The following is a 16,700-nucleotide window of genomic DNA, read 5'->3' on the forward strand; positions in this document are numbered from 1 at the left end:
CATGGCTGATCAAGGCGCTCAGCAAAAGCTGCCACTGGCGTTCTTAAATGGCGAGGCGGTGCTCGAAAAACCGGAGGACCTCTATATTCCTCCGGATGCGCTGGAAGTCATACTGGAGACGTTTGAAGGCCCGCTCGACCTGTTGCTGTATCTCATCAAGCGCCATAAGCTGGATATCCTTGAGTTACCAATACTGAGTATCACGCAGCAATACGTGCAGTATGTAGAGATGATGCAGGATATGCAGCTGGAGCTGGCTGGTGAATACCTGGTGATGGCCGCCTTACTGGCACAGATAAAGTCTCGTTTACTCTTGCCGGTGCATGAAAAGCTGGAGGACGAGGAAGATCCCCGTGCAGAATTGGTCAGACGACTTCAGGAATATGAGCAATTCAAAAAAGCGGCAGAAAACCTGGATCAGCTGCCTCGTGTCGATCGGGAGATTTTTGTCGCCCGTGCGCTGATGGAAGAAACAGACGCGCCACAGGCACAACTTCCGGATATAGATATGGCTGAGCTGCTGCTGGCATTGAGCGACGTAATGGCTCGGGCAAAAACGTTTGAGCACCACCAGATCAGTGCCGAAGCCTTATCGACGCGCGAGCGTATGGCGGCGATTTTGCAGTTTTTGTCGGCGCACCCTGAGCCGGTTGAGTTTTCCCGCTTGTTTACCTTGTCAGAGGGGCGCAGTGGGGTGGTCGTTACATTTATCGCAATGCTTGAGTTATTGAAAGAGCAGTTGATCGACTGTGTGCAGGTTGCCCCCGCTGCCGCACCGGCCAGCACAATTTATTTGTCATTAAAGCTACAAGAGTGACGCCGGCTCTGTCATAATACGCGGCTTTAGACTAGCCTTATCCTACTTGCATGAAACGCCGTATCAGTGATGAACAATTGGTTGAACTGGTTGAAGCAGCCATATTCGTTGCCGATAAGCCTTTATCCCGAAAGCAGCTGAAAGAAACCGTTTTACAGGACATTAATGTATCGGATGCCCGCCTCAGGCAGGCACTGGCAACTTTGAGTGAGCACTATCAGACGCGGGGCGTCAAACTGGTTGAAGTCGGCACCGGCTATCGTTTTCAGGCTTGTGCCAGTTTAAGCCCCTGGCTTAGCAACCTGTGGCAGGAAAAAGCACCTAAATACTCTCGGGCTACGCTCGAAACCCTGGCACTGATCGCTTATCGCCAGCCTATAACCAGAGGCGAGATTGAGCAGGTGCGGGGCGTGACGGTGAGCTCCAACATCATCAAAAGCTTGCTGGAGCGACAATGGATAAAGGTGGTGGGCTATAAAGAAGTGCCAGGCAAGCCGGCACTGTATGCAACAACCAAACAATTTTTAGACTACTTTTCGCTCAACGGGTTGGACATGCTCCCTGAGCTGCCACCCCAGCAGGGCGAGAAGCTAGATCAGATGTTAGATGATCCTTCTGTGAGAGAACCATCAGAATGAGTGAGAAGTTACAAAAAGTTTTAGCACGCGCCGGCGTTGGCTCGCGTCGTGAAATGGAAAAATACATCGAAAGCAACCGTGTCAGTGTTGACGGCAAGGTTGCTAAACTGGGTGATCGCGTAGAAGAAAACGCCGTCATTCGCGTCGATGGTCATATTGTTAAAGTGGAGCAACAGGAAGAGCGGATCTGCCGTGTCCTGATGTACCATAAACCTGAAGGTGAGCTGTGTACGCGTAAAGATCCGGAAGGCCGTCGTACTGTATTCGACCGTCTCCCGCGTATTGAAGGCGATCGCTGGATTGCCATTGGTCGACTGGATGTTAATACGTCAGGCTTGTTGCTGTTCACCAATGATGGTGAGCTGGCCAATCGCCTGATGCACCCTAAATATGAGGTGGAGCGTGAATATTCGGTGCGGGTATTTGGTGATGTAACCAACGAGCATCTGCGCAACCTGAAAAAAGGGGTTGAACTGGAAGACGGTCCGGCGAAATTCCTGAAGCTGGCACCACGCGGCGGCGAAGGCCTGAACAAGTGGTTTAACGTCACTTTGACTGAAGGCCGTAACCGCGAAGTGCGTCGTTTATGGCAGTCTCAGGAGCTAGAAGTATCACGTCTTATTCGTATCCGCTACGGCAAATTAGAGTTGGGCAAACGTCTGCCTCAGGGCGGCTGGGAAGAACTCAAGCTGGAAGATGTGAATTACCTTCGTAAATCTGTTGGTATGCGCCCGGAAACGCAAACTAAACTGTCTGTGATGCCTGAAAAGCGTAAAGACAAGCGTGCTAAGATAAACCGTATTCGTAAGGCGGTAAGCAAGCATAATCAGCGTCTCAAGCAAAGCAAACGTCGTTAAAACAGACACAAAAAAGCCGCTTTTCGCGGCTTTTTTAATGGCTTACTTAGGCTGGGCGTCCAGCGATTGGCCATTTACCTCTGCCGAGTCATCGGACATCAGATAAAGGTAAGTTGGCATCAAATCTTCAGGTGTTTTTAATTTATCTTTGTCTTCACCCGGGTAGGCCGTAGCGCGCATGCCAGTGCGCGTGGCTCCAGGGTTGATGCAGTTTATGCGAATGTTGGTTTTGCCCACCTCTGCGGCCCACGTTTGCATCATCCCTTCAGTGGCGAACTTAGAAATGGCATAAGCCCCCCAAAATTCACGTCCCTGACGGCCCACTCCCGAAGATGTAAAGATAATAGACGCGCTGGGGGCTTTACGCATCACCGGGAACAGGTATTTAGTGATCATTGCTTGCGCAGTAACATTGACCTTCATGATGTTTTCGAATGTGGACACACAAAAGTGTTCCAGTGGGCCCAATGAGCCCAAAATAGAGGCATTATTTAGCAGCCCGTCAAGTTTGCCAAATTGTTGTTCGATAGTCGCGGCAAGATCTCGATAGTGTTGTTTTGTCGCGCCTTTCAGGTCTAAAGGCACAATGGCTGGCTGCGGATACCCCGCCGCAACGATTTCGTCATAAACACATTCCAGTTTTTGGGTGGTTTTACCCAGCAGAATCACCGTCGCGCCATGTTTGGCATAGGTCAGTGCGGCAACCCGGCCAATGCCATCGCCTGCACCTGTGACCAAAATCACTTTGTTTTCTAAAGCATTCTCAGCTGCTTGATAAGTATGCATTTTGAACCTCTGAGCTAAATTTTCAGCATATTTTACCACATACCACAGCCAAGTTATCGAATTTATTGTAAATATGGCTGGCGAAACGCTACACTTTGCGTTAACTTAAACTGGTCTAATGTCTTATTAAAAGCAGATTTACCTTTAAGTACCTTTTTGCAAAGGTTTTAACTAAATATTCTCTGATTGGTCAATTTATCAGCTAAATTAAGCAGTTAGGTTGAGTTCAGGGCTAAGAATAATAATAAGATTATGTCGGAGCCAAATAAATGAAAAAAATGCTACTCTCACTCGCGGTTTCTGCAGCCTTAGCAGGTTGTGGCGGCGGTGAAACCCTTGAAGATGTAAAACAAGAAAGCACAGCTGTAACACCCAGCGCCTCGATTAAATTCGACCCATCAAATGGGGTGATTTCTGTGCCTAACGATCTGCTGTTTAACGGCACGAAGGACGGCACGCTCAATATCCCAGGCGAGCTGAACGATGACGGCTCTGTCAAAGTTCAGCGTGCACATTATGCCGACCCTTCACTGGCTATAGGCGCATTGGATGGTTGGTCCACGCAAATGCCGTTTGCTATCGATTTGACAGTACCTGCGGGTGTTGAAATTGACGCCGCCAGTGTATCAACGCCAGGCGCGGTGAGAATTTTTGAAGTGGTTATGGGTGCCAGCCTGACAGATCAGGACTGTGCAACGGTGCCGGCCGGGATCGCCTGTAAAGGGGTTGCCGAGCTGACCAATGGTCTACAGGGTGACTTTATTGCTAAGTTGGGCGCGGACGGCAAGAGCATCAATGTGATCCCTATGAAACCGCTCAAGTCGGCGACTACCTATATCACAGTATTAACAACGGGCCTGAAAGACAGTTCGGGTAGTGTTGCACCGTCATCAACCTATACTTTGCTTAAGCAAGATGCACCTTTGGTGACGCCTGCACAAAAGGGCCTGCAAGCGGTTGTGAAAAGCTATGAAAATGCGGTGACCTCGCTTGGTACAGTGACCAGTGAAGAAATCATTTTCTCTGCGGCGATGACAACGCATTCAACCTTTGAGGTGATGGGCGCAGTTAAACAGCTACTGGCAGCCTCTTTGACAACTGATCAAAGACCGGTATTGAGTGTGGGTCAGCAACCAGCGGATGGTCTAACCGTTGCCGATGTGTTGGGAGAGCGTTTACCAGAGCAGGTAAGACCTTTATACCGTTCGGTCAGATACCTTAAAGGTAATGTTGTGTTACCACGTTACCTGGGAGAGCCGCAGGCGAAAGAAGACGCTGCGCTGGCAGATACCTACTGGCAGGCTCAGTGTGATAACGCGGCAGCGGTTGCCGGTTATATTCAGGCAACCGGTGGCACACCTGAGCTCAAAGAAGGCAACGATACCCTGTGTAATGCCCTCTCTGGTGGCCGTTTAAGAGACTTAGGCCTGGATCAGCATAAGTTTGTCAGTAAATACAACCCAATTCCAAAAGCCCTGGGCGCGAATAACATCCCGGTGCAGATCACTATGCCAGCAGATGAGACAAACCGCCCTGAAACGGGTTGGCCAGTCGTTATTATGCAACACGGTATTACCAGTAAAAAAGAAGACATGTTAGGTCTGACACTGGCACTAACCCAGGCAGGTTTTGCGACCGTTGCAATTGACCACCCGCTGCATGGTGAACGCGGTATTGATGTAGATGGCGACGGTGAAGACGACTTCAATGCGTCGACTAAGAGTGTGCTGCACTATATGAACCTGCAATCGCTGTTAGTTGCCCGTGATAACCTGCGTCAGTCAACAGCCGACCTACTCGGTCTGCGTTTGGGCCTGAACTTTATTAACCAGGCAACCGCGGTTCCTTTACTGTTCAATACTCAGGAAGTCAGCTTCATTGGCCACTCACTGGGCTCAGTCGTAGGACCAGGTTTCATCGCTTTGGCCAATACGCCACTGGATGAGCAGGTTGATGCCTTGTTCAATGTAAAAGCCGGTGCGCTATCAAGCGGCGGTTCAGGCATTGCTAACTTCCTGGTGGAGTCGGCTTCGTTCGGCCCTGTGGTGAAAAGCGCTGTACTGTCTGCTGCAACAGATTTGGCGGTATCAAAACAGTTTAATGCTTACCTTGGAGAAGGTGCGATTACAGACTGTGGTCAATTCGCGACGGATGCTGGTGCGTTTGCAAACTGTGCATACTCAACCTTTACGGCACAGTTAGAGGCCAACGGTGACACAGTTGCACTGGGTGCAATTGATGCAACGGTCACGCAGTTCGCTTACGCCGCGCAAAGCGTACTCGGCAGCGCGGATCCGATTAACTACGCAGGCGCTGTTAACGCGCTGGGCACGCCTATGTACATGGGCGTAGTTGTAGGCGGTGAGAACGGCAACAAAGAAGATCAGGTTATTCCACCTTCAACTCAAAGCAACCCGCTGTCTGGTAGTTTGCCAATGGCCGCTTTGATGGGACTAAAGACGGTTTCAGAGTCTCCAGAAGTCGATGGTACAGCTGGCAGCTATGTGGTTAAGTTCAGTCAGGGCCACCACAGCTCGCTGCTGACCACCAGCTTTGACGAGCGCTCCGGCGGAACAGCTGAAGGCCATGCAGCGGTAACAATGGAAATCCAGAAACAACTGGCTACTTTCCTGGCATCAAAAGGCCTGATGCTACCAATCACCAATGATGCTGTTATTGCAAAATAATCGCATTTGAGAGATTATGAAAAAGCCGCTGTTTTAGCGGCTTTTTTTTACTTAAATTTCAGGAGTAGAAAGTTGGCATTTTTATACGAGTACGGATTATTTTTGGCCAAAGCGGTAACTCTGGTCGCTGCACTTGGTGCAGTCATCGCCATGATTGTTGCAGCAAGCCACAAGCCAAGTTCTCAGTCCGGTGAAATCGAGCTGACCGATTTGTCTAAACGTCTGGACGAGGCAAAAGAGCAATTTCTGGCGCAAACGCTGGACAAAAAAGCGCTCAAAGCGCATCAAAAGCAGCAGAAAAAAGCGCAATCAGACCAGGCTGAAGAAGATAAAAAGCGCGTGTTTGTCGTTGAGTTTAGCGGCAGCATGGATGCCCATGAAGTGGAAAACCTCAGAGAAGAAGTGACGGCTATCTTAACGATTGCTGATGCTAAGCAGGATCAGGTTGTGATTAACCTGGAAAGTGGTGGCGGGGTTGTGCATGGATATGGCCTGGCTGCCTCTCAGTTGCAACGTATCAAGGATGCCGGGCTGCCACTGACGGTATGTGTAGATAAAGTTGCAGCCAGCGGGGGTTATATGATGGCCTGTGTGGCAGATAAAATCATTGCTGCGCCGTTTGCGATTGTTGGTTCTATTGGCGTTATTGCTCAGTTGCCTAACTTTAACAAGTTGCTTAAAAAGAATGACATTGATTATGAACAAATTACAGCCGGAGAGTACAAGCGCACGCTGACCCTGTTTGGTGAAAATACCGATAAGGGACGCGAAAAGTTTCGTGAAGAAATCGAACATACCCATGGTTTGTTCAAGCGTTTTGTTAGCGACAACCGACCCAATATGGACATAGACAAAGTGGCAACCGGAGAGCACTGGCTGGCGACCCATGCTCATGAGTTTGCACTGGTGGATGAAATTCGCACCAGCGACGACCTGTTGTTAGATTTAAATCAAGCCCATCAGCTTTACAAGGTGCGCTATAAACTGAAAAAATCGATGGCAGAAAAGCTCGGGATTGGCGTGAGTCTTAGTCTTGAAAAAGGGGCGATGCGCCTGTTCTCCAAGTGGCAAAAATCAAGCTACTAAACCATCCGGGCAGTGCGGTTTACGCATTGCCCAGCTCAGGCCTGAGGATAAAGCGCTCTAATGTGACGTTTTTTTCCGCTATTTTGTGCCAGTGTGCACTTTGCAGGTTCAGCTCCACATAACCGGCAGTGACCAGGTTATCAAACTGATGACCACTGAGTTGATTGACCAGTATTGTCATTGCCGGATTATGGCCAACTACAGTAACATCAGAGCACTCATCTGGTAGCAAGTGCAAACAATCCATCAGATCCGTTGCATCAAAGGTATAAAGTGCCGGGATCACTTCAACAGCCTTGCTTACCTGACACTCTGCATGGAAAATGTGGGCGGTATCCAGCGCCCGGCGTGCCGGACTGGTAAATATGTGTGTTTGTGGAAGCGGACCAAGCTGTTCGGCCAGTGCCAGTGAGCGGCGCACACCTTTAGGTTTAAGTGGCCGGTCGATATCATGCAGCTGAGCGTCCTGCCAGCTTGATTTTGCATGGCGAATAAGTCTGAGTATTTTATTCATAGTTCACCTGGCTGCATGTAATACCTTTGTTAGTGTAGCTCAAGGTGTTGCGAACAGCTGGTTTTCGAGCGTGTTGCCGTTTATGAGCTGCTTGTATCGCCAGCCATGATGATGACATAACTCCAGCAAGGCAATATCCAGCGCCTTGTGGCTGATATCATACTCAATGACAAATTCATCGGACTGAGATTGTCTGACGTTTTTAACCCCACTGAGATGCGCAATCTGCTCCTTCATTTGCTCAGTTAACTGTTGCACCTGGAGGGTCAGGAAGGCCGTGTCAGACTCGTTTTGTGCATATCTCTGATGACTGGTGAGCTTGCCTTGTTCGAGGTAAAGCACAGTGTCACATAAGCGCTCCAGCTCACTCAAGTCATGGGAGCTGAGCATAAAGGTGATGTCTTTACTCAAATCAGCAATCAATGAGCGGATAGCTTTTGCATTAAGGGGATCCAGCCCGGCTGTTGCTTCGTCCAGCAACACGACTTTGGGTTGTCCAATCAGCGCCTGTGCGATGCAGATGCGTTTTCTCATCCCATGTGACAACTCTGATGCTTTGGCATTCAGTTGCTCACTGAGGTCGACTAACTCAAGAACGCGAGCTGTTTCACGCTGCGCCTCACGGCGATTTAATCCTTGCAGCTGGCCGTAAAAGGTCAGTTGTTTACCTACCGAAAAGCGCGGATCCAGCTGCGCATCCTGTGGCAAAGCACTGAGCACCCCGAACAGAGCGCTGTCGCCCGGCGTGTGGCCAAAGACTCGAACAGTGCCCGAGTCAGCTTGCAAAAAACCGCACAAGATACTGAATAAAGTGGTCTTGCCTGCGCCATTTGGGCCTACCAGAGCAATGGTACTGCCAGCATTTATAGAGAAACTGACGTCATCCAGTGCACGTTTCTGAGCAAATCGCTTTGTCAGACCACAGACCTCAATCGCGATGGAAGTAGCAGGGTTCATAGATCTTTCCTCTTGATTAGCCAGTAGGCGACGCTCAAAAGCGCCACGGATTGCAGCACAGGGGTGGCGATGGACAGCAAGTTAATGTCGTACCAGGGCGCTATGCGGCTGATGTGCACGCCCGGAAGGGCATAATACAACCAGTGTGCAGCTTCAATATGGCTTGCCAGATAACCTATCAGCAGATTGCCCACAGTGAACAACAAGGTGGCATAAATAATACTCAATCGGGCTGAACTGGCGAGCAGGTTAAGCAGTGCCATCAGTGCAATAAAGGGCAAGGTGGTCAGAGCCAATAGCGCAATGATAACGACCACTTTGAGCAACCCGCTAAACAGCAAAGCGGTATCACGAGTCAACATTAACAGCCAGGCCGCCAAAACGGAGACCGTTATGAGAGCAAATAGCACGAGCACCTGACCGGTGAAGCGCCCCAACAAAAGTTCTGCGCGGCTGGCACGTAATGTCAGAAATCGGAGCGTGCCTCGCTTTGCATCCTCGACGGTCTGATCTGCACTGACGAACAAGGTGAACAATGGAAACGTGAATAGGGCGATGATCCAGTAAACCGATAACTCAGCCTCAGGCCAGCGCACCAGCTGATAGAGGCCAATAGAACCGGCAACTTGAATGGCAATATCAGAGAATTCGGGACTTCTGAGTACGGAAACTGCGTGATAGATGGGGTAGCGTAATATGATGAGCCAAACCATAGAAAAGGCCGCCAGGGCAAGCCAGCCACGTTTTGTGGCAAACAAACGTGTCAGTTCAAACTGACTGAGTAATATGATTCTTTTTAGTGACATAGTGCACTCCTTTTGCGCCTACCTTAACGCAAAAGTCAGAGGATGGAAAAGCGGAGAATTGTTTCAGAGTGTGGCGGATAAAAAAGGAGCCCTCAGGCTCCTTTCGTTTTGGCGTTGATTACCAACCGCACTGGCGGTTTTTGTTTTGCTCGTCCAGATAGCTCTGAAGCGGGGCAAAGTAATCCAGGATAGCGGTGGCATCCATTTGCTTACTGCCTGTAACGCTTTCCAGTGCTTCTTGCCATGGGCGGCTGCTGCCCATTTCTAGCATGGCATTTAAGCGCTCACCGGCTTCTTTTGAGTTGTACACAGAGCAGCGGTGAATGGCTTCTTTATTACCTGAAATTTCACACAAAGCTTTGTGGAATTCAAATTGAAGAATGTGTGCCAAGAAGTAGCGCGTATAAGGTACGTTGCCTGGTACGTGGTATTTCGCACCTGGGTCAAAGTCGTTTTCGGTACGTGCAACAGGCGCCTGAAGGCCCTGATACTTCTCGCGTAATTCCCACCAGGCTTGGTTGTACTCAGCCGGACTGATTTCGCCGGAGTATACTTTCCAGCGCCATTGGTCAACTAACAGGCCAAAAGGAATAAAGGCAATTTTATCTAATGCCATTTTCATCAGCAGGCCAATGTCTTTTGACTCGTCAGGCACCTGATCCAGCAGGCCAATCTCTTTAAGGTAACCAGGCGTTACCGACAACGCTATGGTGTCACCGATTGCTTCGTGGAAACCATCGTTGGCACTTTCCTGATAATACAGCGGTAGCTTGTTGTAGGCGCGCTGATAGAAGTTGTGGCCTAACTCGTGGTGAATAACCGAGAATTCTTCGCCAGTGCGCTGGATACACATCTTGATACGCAGATCGTCTTTGTTATCCAGGTTCCAGGCGGATGCATGACACTGTACGTCACGGTCCTGAGGCTTAGTGAAAAGTGAGCGAGTCCAGAATGTTTCTGGCAGCGGCTCAAAGCCCATTGAAGTGAAGAACTTCTCGGCGCCTTTAACCATTTTAATTTCGTCGTAGTTATGCTTTTCAAGCAACTCAGTCACGTTATAGCCCGGATCGGCATTTTCAGGTGCAACCAGGTCGTAGATATTGCCCCATTGCTGTGCCCACATGTTGCCTAACAGGTGTGCCGGAATTGGCTGGTCCTGAGGCACTTTGTCTTCGCCATACTTTTCGCCAAGCTTGGCACGAACGTGACAGTGGAGTGAGTCATATAAAGGCTTTACCTGGCCCCAGATGCGGTCAAGTTCTTTCGCAAAGTCGTCGGCCGGCATGTCATATTTGCTGCGCCACATCGCGCCGGTGTCACGGTATCCCAGCTCCTGTGCGCCTTCATTTGCGAGAGAAACCAGGTCTTTATACAAAGGACGCATCTGTGGAGAAACCTGACGCCAGCCCTGCCACACATCCAGCAATTCTGCATAGTCACGGCTGTTGGCCATTTTGGCCGTCATTTCGCCAAGACTCATGCAGTTGCCGTCTTTACAGTATTTGCCTTTACCGTACATGCCATCCAGCTCAGCAGACAGCTTAGCCAGCTCTGCCGTTTTTTCAGCATCTTTTGGTGCCGGTAAGGTCAGGTTGAGTTTAAGCTTGTCTAGCTTACGGCGGTTGTCGTAACTGAGTTCCAGCTCGTCAAACTTGGCCGCTTCATTGGCCAGTGCAACCAGCTTTTCGGTGTATTCCTGATTAACGTCAGCGGCTAAAGAAGCGGTGTCTTCTGTAATAAAGTTGGCATAGATCCAGGCTGAACGCGCACTGCGATAGCTGAGGTCTTGCAGTTCTTTTTCTGCTTTGGTTAGAAATGCTTCTGCGTCTTTTTCGGTCAGGGTTGACGTGCTTGTTGAGTTACATCCACTCAGTGAGAGTGCCCCGGCAACCACGAGGGCGCCCAGGCTGAGTTTGAATTGTAGTGCCATCATTGTTCCAATTATCGTTATTAGAAACTCGATGATACCAGCGTCGACTGGCTGCGACAATTCGCGTCGCATGAGCAGGGCGAAAATATTGAGATAAGCGACATTTGTTCCATACTTAAAGCGCCATCAACCGGGAGGTGCCGATATTATGTGGTTACTGATACTGCTCATCATTGCTGTGTGTTTTATTTTTTATGTCAAAGAAGTCAGGCTTAAGCTGGTTTCAAGTCCTGCCCTGGCTTATTTTAAGCGGGCATTGCCTCAGTTATCGCAGACTGAGCGCGAAGCGATGGAGGCCGGAGATACCTGGTGGGATGCAAGCTTATTTAGCGGCAAACCCGACTGGTCGCAGTGGTTGCAAACGGGCAAGCCGGCACTGAGCGAGCGGGAGCTTGATTTTATCGAACATGAACTGGCACAACTGATGTCGATGCTAGATGAAAACCAGATCTACGCGGATGGCGACTTGCCGCCTGAGGTATGGCAGTATTTGAAAGAAAAGGGGTTTTTTGCCTTTATTATTCCTGAGAAATTTGGCGGCAAAGCCTTCAGTGCTCAGGCAAACTCCGCCATCGTGGCGCAGATTGCCACTCGCAGCTTGTCGACCGCAGTAACCGTTATGGTGCCAAACAGCCTTGGCCCGGCCGAGCTGTTGCTGCACTTTGGCACACCACAACAGCAGCAAACCTGGTTGCCCAAGCTGGCCGATGGCTCTGCGCTGCCTTGTTTTGCGTTAACCTCGCTAGATGCAGGCTCAGATGCTGGTGGTATTACCGACTTTGCTGTGGTGTGCAAACAAGAGTTTGAGGGGGAAATGACTTTAGGGCTGAAAGTCACCTGGCAAAAGCGTTATATCACTTTGGCACCGGTGGCCTCGGTGTTGGGGCTTGCCTTTAAAGTGTATGACCCCGACCAGTTGTTATCCGAGACAACGGAATTGGGGATCACCTGTGCTTTGATCCCCACAGACCATAATGGGGTTGAAGTAGGCCCGAGGCATGACCCAATGGGGCTGGCCTTTATGAATGGCACAACCCGGGGAGAGGGCGTTTTTATTCCAATGCACTGGGTCATCGGCGATGTTGACGGTATTGGTAAAGGCTGGCGTATGCTGGTGTCTTGCCTGAGTGCAGGGCGCGGGATCTCACTTCCGGCGTTAAGCGCGGGAACCGCGCAGTTAAGCGCCAGATCAAGCACGGCGTATTGCAGTGTCAGGCGACAGTTTAAACAGCCTTTATGGCGATTCGAAGGTGTGCAGGCCGCGCTGGGGCGAGTGGCGGGACTAAGTTACAGCATAGAGGCTACGAGGCAAAATACCGCCATGGCCATCGACCTTAATAAGAGTCCGGCGGTGATCACAGCGATTGCTAAATACCACCTGACGGAAATGGCGCGGATCGCAATTAATGATGCCATGGACTTACACGGTGGCAAAGCCATCCAGCGTGGTCCGCTGAATTATCTTGCGCTCCACTATCAGGGCATGCCCATCAGCATCACGGTCGAGGGAGCCAATATCCTGACACGCAACCTGATGATCTTTGGTCAGGGCGCCACGCGCTGCCACCCTTATGTGCTAAAAGAAATGGCGGCAGCGCAGGAGCAAGATGCAGACATCGCTTTACAGCAGTTTGACAAGGTACTTGTGCAGCATCTGGCCCATAGCAGTAAAACTTTTCTTAAAGCCACCTTTAACGGAGTTACTTGTGGAGTGCTTTCTTCCGCGCCCGTAGCCGGCGAGGTGGCACATTATTACAAAACGCTTACCTGGTACAGCCAGATATTGGCAGTCTTAAGCGACCTGGCAATGCTGGTACTTGGGGGCAAACTTAAGCTTCAGGAAATGCGCTCAGCTCGCCTTGGTGACATGCTCAGTCAGCTTTATCTGGGATCATGTGTATTGAAGAAGTTTGAAGATGATGGGCGCCAGCGCAGTGATTTGCCACTGCTACATTATGCAATGCACTTTCATCTGAATGCGTTTGAGCAGGCTTATAGCGGGTTTATTGATAATTTTGCCCCCAAAGGTTTAAAAACCTTGGTGAAGCGGTGGTTTATGCCTTTTGGCCCAAGCATTGGCGGGCCTTCGGATCAACTAATCACTGAGCTTTGTTACAGTCTTTATCACAATAAGCTAACGTTAGCACGGGTCAGCAATTTATGTGATACCTCAGGTCACGCCGGACTGGAGGCATTAGAGCAAGCTTTTAAATTGTTTCCCAAGTGCGAGCAAGGGTTGCACAAGTTTGAACGCTGGCAAAAAGCACATCAGGTAAAACTACTGGCACTCAACACCGAAGAGCAATTAGCGTTGGCGGTGGAAGAGTGCATTCTGGATGAAGAAGAGCGGGAGTTACTGGTTAGCTGGTTTGAATCTAGCCGTCAGGCGTTGAGTGTGGATGAGCAGAGTTAAAACGGAGGGCTATTTAGCGGGTGGATTTTATTGCTACAGCCAGGTAGGGTGAGCCAGGCTTCTCTGGCTCACAAACATATAGTTAATCGTTACTCTGTATTGTATGGACGTTAGGCGCGAATTTAGCGAGCAAACGGATCGGCGTTAATTTTATCTACGTACCATTCACCTTTGCGCTTAACAAGCTGAACGCTGCGCATATCGTCGACTTGCTCGCCGTGCAGCATACCAGTAAAAATGAGGTTGATCCGCGCCTCGTTGCCATATTGTTCGCGTAAACTCTGGTTGGTCATGTCCACTTCAATGGTGACTTGATCGTACTGCATGTTTACCAGATTTCTGGCGAACTGAGAGGGGGTGCCGTACGATCGCATGATCCTGCCCATTCGCGGTGTCGAGCGGCTAAGTGCCAGCTCCATATCTTTCTTATTGTATAATGCATCAAAGAAGACAGTTGCCGCATATCCCGGGGTATTTTTGTCTCCACTGGCCGCATCGTCTCCACCACAGCCAGACAACATCAATAGGATGACAGTTGAAAAAGTAAGTAAGAATTTCATATTAGTCGTAATTCAGCTGGTTATGACTTTAGTTTGTCTTCTAAAAGGGCTTTTGTAAAGTGTAGGCTGGTAAAATATAGGATGTACAAAGGGGGAATACTGTAGGTGGGAAGGCAGGCGGTAAACAGTTGCGGCATCTACCACAACTGTTTGAAAGTTAGATTATTCTATATCACATTTAAGAGTACCGCGACTAGTTCGGTAGCAAATTTCTCTGGTATAGATGAATAAGTCTTGCGGTAATACACCTTCGATTAATTTGGTTTGTGTGTCACCTTCATAACATTTTATGTCTTTGTTGCTGACCAGGCAGGTGAGTGCCCCGTTTGCCTGCACTTTATGTACGGTTGCATTTTCGGCCAGCAAGTCGGTCAGCTCAACGCCTCGAGTCCCCCAGCACTGCCAGCTGGCATTACTCAACTGAGCACATACATTATTCTCGTCGACGGCGTTAAGTTTTGTTGCAACTAATTGTGCTGGCACGTTTTTCACTGGGTTGTCACCTTTAGCATTACAAACAACAGAGCCATAATTACCCAGTAGGCAGGCATAGTCGCCTTTAGTTATCACTTGTTTAAGTTCTGCTGGTGCGGTCAAAGTAAGTGGTTGGCCATAACCACCTTCACGACAAGATTCAAATTCACCATCCGTCACCTTACAAACATAGTCATCACCCCGGAAGGTGTGACTGCTCTTATATCTTAGTTCGACATCGCTGTGATCGGTCTGGTCATGCTCATCTGTGGCGTGAAATTCGAATGTCAGGGTGCCCTCTGTTCGGCCATTGTATTTGATAGATGCGCTGGTATCCGATACCTGTTTAATGGTTACCCTGTCGCTGGTGTTTTCCGCCTGCCAGTGACTTGGCAAGTTTTGCTTGTCATTCAGGTGGAAAACTTGGCCAAAGACATGCGCTTCACTGCCCATTATATAGGTCTCTTGTACGCCTGCGTAGGGGACGACAAGGGCTTGATAAGCTGTTCCCATAATCATACGTTCGCCCACAACATCACCGGCTTTAGCGGTGATCTTAATTGTAGTGAGGCCTTTGCGAGAAATTGTTTTCTTGTTTAGGTTCAGCGTTAAATTGTGGCCTTCGAGGGTCCATTCAAGACTGTCATAAGGCTCATAATCAATGCTTGAAACTGTCACTTCCTCTATATCAAGGTCGCTATGAAATTCCAGCCCTAAAGTGGTGGGGTAATCCGGATAAATCGAAAACTCCCCGGGATCTTTTACCTTCAGCAGATCTTCGGCTACTGTTCTGCTTACATAGCTGAAATTAGCAAAAGCCGATTTCTCAGCACCACTTTTGAGCTTCACTTTGTACTCCACCAATGGAGAAGTCTGGAAGGCATCTTCATCAGGGATAGTGATCACCAGTTTTTCGTTCGACTTCTGGAGTAAATCTTCATTAAAGTCGTGAACCAGCCATGAAACGCTTTCGACATCTTCGAAATTTGTCAGGTTAGGTGTCACGGTGATCGTCTGCCCAGGTGCCGCGTACAGTCGGTCTAAAGAAAGCTCAATGGCATTGAGGTCGGTCACGTGCTCTACCACAACAGATGTTTCGGCTGTTTGTTGGATATTGCCTTTCATCGTCACGCTGAGCAGCAGTTTAAAGGATTGGGTCTCACTAAGCTCAGGGGCTTTAAAGGTATAAAAAGGCTGTCCCTGAGTCTGCTGAGCAGGAGCAGGTGTGCCTTGCCACTGCCAATCATAACTGATGATGTCATCGGTACGGGTAATGGCAGCCAGAATGGTATGAGTGCTTTTTTCATTAATAACAATTTGCTCAGGCAGGATAACACTGAGCGATGGTTCAGATTCCGGTGCTAAGGTCGCTTTGATGGTTTTAGTGACTATGCCTTCACTGGTGGTAACTTCAAAAATGATGTCAAAGAGTTGGGTTTGCGTAACCGTTGGCAAATCAATACTCAGGGTACTTTGGCCTGCGCGCGAGTCATGACTCGATTCGGTTTGAGTATGGGTTAGCTCAAAGCCTTCGGTACGCCAGTTGATTTTTTCAATATCTGATGTCATCGCAAAGGCCGCGGTAATGGCCGCATGACCGCCGCCAGCAAGTGTCACTGTGTCTGCAAGCTCAATGTGTCCGGCTGAAGATTTAGGCATCACCGTCACCTGCCAGGTTTTACTTGCCTGGTTGTTTTGACTGTCTGTTACTGTATATGTCAGCGTGACCTGAGTCTGCTCTTCGACGTCAGGAAAGGAGACATGATGTGTGTTGCCATCGGCCTCAATAAATTTCACACCGGGCAGGGAACTGGTCCATTTACCTGTTACAGCATCATTTTCTGGATCTGTCACGGTAGTCGTTAGAGATAGTAAATCTCCTGAGGTTACGAGTGTTTTGCCTTGCAGGCTGACTGTGGGTGCCTGATTGACGGTTTGTCGATTATCATTGTTTACAGGCGATGCCTTTTCATCACCAGATGAGGAACCGCCACAGGCAGCGAGGATCCCAAAAGTAGATAGCAGTAAATAATTTCGCATTATTCATTCCTTTTTATTGCGTTTTCATCTCAGCAATCAGGTTACCTCATTAAGGAGCAATTTTGGAAACGTTTATTTGTGAGTTTGTGTTTATACTCTAATCAACAAAATTAAACGTTATGAGATTAAAATAGG

General features: G+C 49.2%; 13 protein-coding genes. 6 read left to right on the forward strand and 7 right to left on the reverse strand.

Translation table 11 applies throughout. From position 1 onward, the window contains the following. Nucleotide 1: 1 nt before the first annotated feature. The 3 genes from C3B51_RS13560 to rluB are packed head-to-tail and all read left to right on the forward strand — an operon-like array spanning nucleotide 2 to nucleotide 2,312. Complete coding sequence (locus C3B51_RS13560) at nucleotides 2–817, forward strand: segregation and condensation protein A (protein WP_130245376.1); 816 nt, start codon at nucleotides 2–4, stop codon at nucleotides 815–817. Nucleotides 818–867: 50 nt separating this feature from the next. After that, entirely contained in the window at nucleotides 868–1,455 is a 588-nt protein-coding gene (scpB, locus tag C3B51_RS13565; protein WP_125719368.1) for an SMC-Scp complex subunit ScpB, read from the forward strand. Then, nucleotides 1,452–2,312 (forward strand): 23S rRNA pseudouridine(2605) synthase RluB, encoded by an 861-nt coding sequence (rluB, locus tag C3B51_RS13570; RefSeq protein WP_125719370.1) that lies wholly within the window; start codon nucleotides 1,452–1,454, stop codon nucleotides 2,310–2,312. Before scpB ends, rluB begins: the two co-directional genes overlap by 4 nt. A 42-nt stretch (nucleotides 2,313–2,354) precedes the next feature. On the opposite strand, the gene C3B51_RS13575 is transcribed toward rluB, so the two are convergent. Then, on the reverse strand, nucleotides 2,355–3,098 hold the full coding sequence (locus C3B51_RS13575; RefSeq protein WP_130245377.1) for a YciK family oxidoreductase: 744 nt from the start codon (nucleotides 3,096–3,098) through the stop codon (nucleotides 2,355–2,357). A gap of 269 nt (nucleotides 3,099–3,367) precedes the next feature. Here C3B51_RS13575 and C3B51_RS13580 point away from each other — a divergent pair, with 269 nt between their 5' ends. Further along, a complete protein-coding gene (locus C3B51_RS13580; RefSeq protein ID WP_125719374.1) occupies nucleotides 3,368–5,785 on the forward strand; it encodes a VolA/Pla-1 family phospholipase in 2,418 nt (805 codons plus the stop codon). 72 nt (nucleotides 5,786–5,857) lie between these two features. After that, on the forward strand, nucleotides 5,858–6,871 hold the full coding sequence (gene sohB, locus C3B51_RS13585) for a protease SohB (protein ID WP_125719376.1): 1,014 nt from the start codon (nucleotides 5,858–5,860) through the stop codon (nucleotides 6,869–6,871). Between the two features lie 19 nt (nucleotides 6,872–6,890). On the opposite strand, the gene C3B51_RS13590 is transcribed toward sohB, so the two are convergent. The 4 genes from C3B51_RS13590 to C3B51_RS13605 all read right to left on the reverse strand — a co-directional run bounded on the left by C3B51_RS13590 (nucleotide 6,891) and on the right by C3B51_RS13605 (nucleotide 11,078). Further along, a complete protein-coding gene (locus C3B51_RS13590; RefSeq protein ID WP_130245378.1) occupies nucleotides 6,891–7,385 on the reverse strand; it encodes a SixA phosphatase family protein in 495 nt (164 codons plus the stop codon). 39 nt (nucleotides 7,386–7,424) lie between these two features. After that, complete coding sequence (locus C3B51_RS13595; protein ID WP_130245379.1) at nucleotides 7,425–8,342, reverse strand: ABC transporter ATP-binding protein; 918 nt, start codon at nucleotides 8,340–8,342, stop codon at nucleotides 7,425–7,427. Continuing rightward, the gene (locus tag C3B51_RS13600) at nucleotides 8,339–9,148 is read right to left on the reverse strand and encodes an ABC transporter permease subunit (RefSeq protein WP_125719382.1); all 810 of its coding nucleotides are present in this window, start codon (nucleotides 9,146–9,148) and stop codon (nucleotides 8,339–8,341) included. The genes C3B51_RS13595 and C3B51_RS13600 overlap by 4 nt, the downstream gene beginning before the upstream one ends. Before the next feature lie 118 nt (nucleotides 9,149–9,266). After that, nucleotides 9,267–11,078, reverse strand: a complete 1,812-nt coding sequence (locus tag C3B51_RS13605; RefSeq protein ID WP_125719563.1) for a M2 family metallopeptidase — start codon at nucleotides 11,076–11,078, stop codon at nucleotides 9,267–9,269. Between the two features lie 148 nt (nucleotides 11,079–11,226). Between C3B51_RS13605 and C3B51_RS13610 the strand changes: the two genes are divergently transcribed. Continuing rightward, nucleotides 11,227–13,491, forward strand: a complete 2,265-nt coding sequence (locus C3B51_RS13610; protein WP_130245380.1) for an acyl-CoA dehydrogenase — start codon at nucleotides 11,227–11,229, stop codon at nucleotides 13,489–13,491. A 122-nt stretch (nucleotides 13,492–13,613) separates the two neighbouring features. Here C3B51_RS13610 and C3B51_RS13615 read toward each other — a convergent pair whose 3' ends face one another. Together C3B51_RS13615 and C3B51_RS13620 are read right to left on the reverse strand one after the other, a co-directional pair. Further along, on the reverse strand, nucleotides 13,614–14,051 hold the full coding sequence (locus C3B51_RS13615; protein ID WP_125719386.1) for a hypothetical protein: 438 nt from the start codon (nucleotides 14,049–14,051) through the stop codon (nucleotides 13,614–13,616). Nucleotides 14,052–14,213: 162 nt separating this feature from the next. After that, complete coding sequence (locus tag C3B51_RS13620; RefSeq protein ID WP_130245381.1) at nucleotides 14,214–16,565, reverse strand: hypothetical protein; 2,352 nt, start codon at nucleotides 16,563–16,565, stop codon at nucleotides 14,214–14,216. Nucleotides 16,566–16,700: the final 135 nt, after the last annotated feature.

It is taken from the genome of Pseudoalteromonas rubra (genome assembly GCF_004212645.1).
Classification (GTDB): Bacteria; Pseudomonadota; Gammaproteobacteria; order Enterobacterales; family Alteromonadaceae; genus Pseudoalteromonas; species Pseudoalteromonas rubra_G.